At 67.7% G+C, this 3917-nt stretch carries 4 protein-coding genes and 1 pseudogene; 3 read left to right on the plus strand and 2 right to left on the minus strand.

The genetic code is table 11. The features are described 5' to 3' along the window. Positions 1–282 (minus strand): annotated as a pseudogene (locus ACYQ8K_RS27955) (hypothetical protein); the annotation flags it as partial. Between the two features lie 142 nt (positions 283–424). Then, positions 425–733: an amidohydrolase family protein gene (locus ACYQ8K_RS27960; RefSeq protein ID WP_459974291.1), complete on the minus strand. Its 309-nt coding sequence runs from the start codon at positions 731–733 to the stop codon at positions 425–427. Here ACYQ8K_RS27960 and ACYQ8K_RS27965 point away from each other — a divergent pair, their 5' ends adjacent. The 3 genes from ACYQ8K_RS27965 to grpE form a co-directional block, all read left to right on the plus strand. Then, positions 734–1063, plus strand: coding sequence for a LysR substrate-binding domain-containing protein (locus tag ACYQ8K_RS27965; protein WP_459974293.1), 330 nt, complete (start codon positions 734–736; stop codon positions 1061–1063). Positions 1064–1407: 344 nt separating this feature from the next. Then, positions 1408–3270 (plus strand): molecular chaperone DnaK, encoded by a 1863-nt coding sequence (dnaK, locus tag ACYQ8K_RS27970; protein ID WP_459974295.1) that lies wholly within the window; start codon positions 1408–1410, stop codon positions 3268–3270. Beyond that, a partial coding sequence (gene grpE / locus ACYQ8K_RS27975) for a nucleotide exchange factor GrpE (RefSeq protein ID WP_459974297.1) occupies positions 3267–3917 on the plus strand: 651 nt, incomplete at its 3' end. The genes dnaK and grpE, both read left to right, overlap by 4 nt.

The following is a 3917-nucleotide window of genomic DNA, read 5'->3' on the forward strand; positions in this document are numbered from 1 at the left end:
GACGTAACCGTTCTGGTCGGGCGGCAGCGGGATGGCGCCCGCCGGGTTGGTCGGGTTGCTCGGCGCGGCCGACGGGCCCGGGGCCGGGGCGGCGGTCGCCGACGGCGGTGTGGACCTGGGGGTGGGGAAAGAAGGTTCGGTGGGTCCCGCTCCGGGCGAGGCCACCGGCCGGCCCCCGATGACGGAGCTGCAGCCGGACACCAGCTCCGAACCGCCCATCAGGGCTACGAGCAGCAGCGAACCACCGGCCAGGCTTCGCCGCGCATTCTCCGAAAACCGCACCCGCCGCTCCCCAGACGATTCGAATAGCGGCACTCAGGTTACGCACCGCGAGGCGAAAGTCGCTGCCCTGGCGCGGCTATCGATACCGAGCTGATGGCCCAGGTTTATCACCGCGTGACCGAGCCGACGGACCACCAGAGCGCTACAGCCCCAACAGTTTTTCGGCGTTGCGGTGGCTGATCGCGGCCCGCTCGTCGTCGGACAGCGGCAAGCTGTCGAGGAAGGCGGTGGCGTCGACCATCGACCCGAACGGGTAATCGGCGGAGAACGCCACCCGCTCGATCCCGACCTGCGCCACCAGGTTCGCGTACGTCGCGTGGTCGTTGAAGTTGGCGAACGTGTAGTGAAAGTTCTCCCGCAGATGCGAACTCACCGGATGCTGCAGGCCGGTCAGTTCCGGTTTCAGGGTGGCATCGAAGCGCGGCAGCATGAACGAGGTCGCCTCGCCCATGTGCCCGATGATCATCTGCAGCGACGGGTGCCGGTCGAACACGCCGCCCAGGATCACCCCGCCGGCGAAGCGCTGCGACCCGACGCCCGGGCCACCCTCGATGCCGCCCGCGCGGCCAGGGACGCGGTCGGCGCCGCCCGGCGCACGACGGTTTCGCTTGCCGACCTGGCGGGCATGTCCTTCGTCGACGCGCCGCCGGGATACGGCAACCGCGCCGTGGTCGACAACGCGTTTGCCGCCGCGGGCGTCGAGCGGACCGTCGCGGTGGAGGCTGCCGACATGGCCACGGCGGCGACCTGCATCCGCAAGGGCTGGGGATCGGTTTTCTGAGCTGGTCCATCCTCGAGGGCATCGACAGCTCGGGCCTGGTCAGCGTCCGGATCACCGGGCATGACCTGCGGTGGCGGCTCTATGTCGCGACCTCGGCGACCCGGCAGGCTAGCGCGGCCGCCCGGGCGCTGCAAGCGCTGATCGAGGAAGTCGCCGGCGGGGCCCCGAAAGATTTAGCCACCCCGGGAACAAGGCGGGACCAACCGCCGTTAACATGGTCGACAAGTTGAGCGAACCACACTCAATACTGGGTTGACAGCCCACCGGCCCCAGGGGCAGGCTTGAGCCTGGTTCACTCAGCATAGTGGCACCAAACAAGCTCTACACATTCAGGAGGAATCACTATGGCTCGTGCGGTCGGTATCGACCTCGGGACCACCAACTCCGTCGTCGCAGTCCTCGAGGGCGGTGACCCGGTCGTCGTCGCCAACTCCGAGGGTTCGCGGACCACGCCGTCCATCGTCGCGTTCGCGCGCAACGGGGAGGTGCTCGTCGGCCAGCCCGCCAAGAACCAGGCGGTCACCAACGTCGACCGCACCATCCGTTCGGTCAAGCGGCACATGGGCAGCGACTGGTCCATCGAGGTCGACGACAAGAAATACACCGCTCAGGAGATCAGCGCCCGCGTGCTGATGAAGCTGAAGCGCGACGCCGAGGCGTATCTGGGTGAGGACGTCACCGACGCGGTCGTCACCGTGCCGGCGTACTTCAACGACGCCCAGCGTCAGGCGACCAAGGAGGCCGGCCAGATCGCCGGCCTGAACGTGCTGCGGATCGTCAACGAGCCGACCGCGGCCGCGCTAGCCTACGGCCTGGACAAGGGCGAGAAGGAACAGACCATCCTGGTCTTCGACCTCGGTGGCGGTACGTTCGACGTGTCGCTGCTCGAGATCGGCGAGGGTGTGGTCGAGGTCCGCGCCACCAGCGGTGACAACCACCTCGGTGGCGACGACTGGGACGACCGCGTCGTCGAGTGGTTGGTCGATAAGTTCAAGGGCACCAGCGGAATTGACCTCACCAAGGACAAGATGGCGATGCAGCGGCTGCGTGAGGCCGCCGAGAAGGCCAAGATCGAGCTCTCGAGTTCGCAGAGCACCTCGATCAACCTGCCCTACATCACCGTCGACGCGGACAAGAACCCGCTGTTCCTCGACGAGCAGCTGACCCGCGCCGAATTCCAGCGCATCACACAGGATCTGCTGGACCGCACCCGCAAGCCCTTCCAGTCCGTGATCAAGGACGCCGGTATCTCGGTCTCCGAAATCGACCACGTGGTTCTGGTGGGTGGTTCCACCCGCATGCCCGCGGTGACCGAACTGGTCAAGGAGCTCACCGGGGGCAAGGAGCCCAACAAGGGCGTCAACCCCGATGAGGTTGTCGCGGTGGGCGCTGCCCTGCAGGCCGGTGTGTTGAAGGGTGAGGTTAAAGACGTTCTGCTGCTTGACGTTACGCCGCTGAGCCTGGGTATCGAGACCAAGGGTGGCGTGATGACCAAGCTCATCGAGCGCAACACCACCATCCCCACCAAGCGGTCGGAGACCTTCACCACGGCCGACGACAACCAGCCGTCGGTGCAGATCCAGGTGTTCCAGGGTGAGCGCGAAATCGCTTCGCACAACAAGCTGCTCGGCTCCTTCGAGCTGACCGGCATCCCGCCGGCTCCGCGCGGCGTCCCGCAGATCGAGGTCACCTTCGACATCGACGCCAACGGCATCGTGCACGTCACGGCCAAGGACAAGGGCACCGGCAAGGAGAACACGATCAAAATCCAGGAGGGCTCCGGCCTGTCCAAGGAGGAGATCGACCGGATGATCAAGGACGCCGAGGCGCACGCCGAGGAGGACCGTCAGCGTCGCGAAGAGGCCGACGTCCGCAACCAGGCCGAATCGCTGGTCTACCAGACGGAGAAGTTCGTCAAGGATCAGCGCGAAGCCGAGGGTGGCTCGAAGGTCCCCGAGGACACGCTGTCCAAGGTCGACGCCGCGATCGCCGAGGCCAAGACGGCCCTGGGCGGCACCGACATCACCGCGATCAAGGCGGCGATGGAGAAGCTGGGCCAGGAGTCCCAGGCGCTCGGACAGGCGATCTACGAGGCCACCCAGGCCGCCGGTGAACAGGCCGGTGGCGGCGCGGCCGGCGGCCCGGCTGGGTCCGCTGACGACGTCGTGGACGCGGAGGTGGTCGACGATGACCGGGAGTCCAAGTGACGGAAAGCAACCCACAGGAACAGGTGACGGTCACCGACAAGCGGCGAATCGATCCTGAGACCGGTGAAGTACGGCAGGTCCCCCCTCCCGGCGATATGCCAGGAGGGGGGCCGGCCGGCGAGACGGCGGCCCAGCCCGAGGGCAAAGTCGCCGAGCTCACCGCCGATCTGCAACGGGTGCAGGCCGACTTCGCCAACTACCGCAAGCGGGCGCTGCGCGACCAGCAGGCCGCCGCGGACCGGGCCAAGGCGGCCGTCGTCAACCAATTGCTGGGCGTGCTCGACGATCTCGACCGGGCACGCAAGCACGGCGATCTGGAATCCGGACCGCTGAAGTCGGTGGCCGACAAACTGGAGACCGCGCTGACCGGCCTCGGCCTGACGGCGTTCGGCGAGGAAGGCGAGGACTTCGACCCGGTGCTGCACGAAGCCGTTCAGCACGAAGGCGATGGCTCCCGACCGGTGATCGGCACCGTCATGCGGCAGGGCTACAAACTGGGTGAGCAGGTGCTGCGCCACGCTCTGGTCGGCGTGGGGGAGACGGGGGGCGGGCCCCGCGGCCCGGGGGTGTGGGCGGGGGGCCGCCGGGGTAACCCGCCCGGGGGGAGTGGCGGGAAAACCCGCGCCGCCGGGGGGGAGTACCCACCA

The sequence above is a fragment of the Mycobacterium sp. MUNTM1 genome (genome assembly GCF_054660795.1).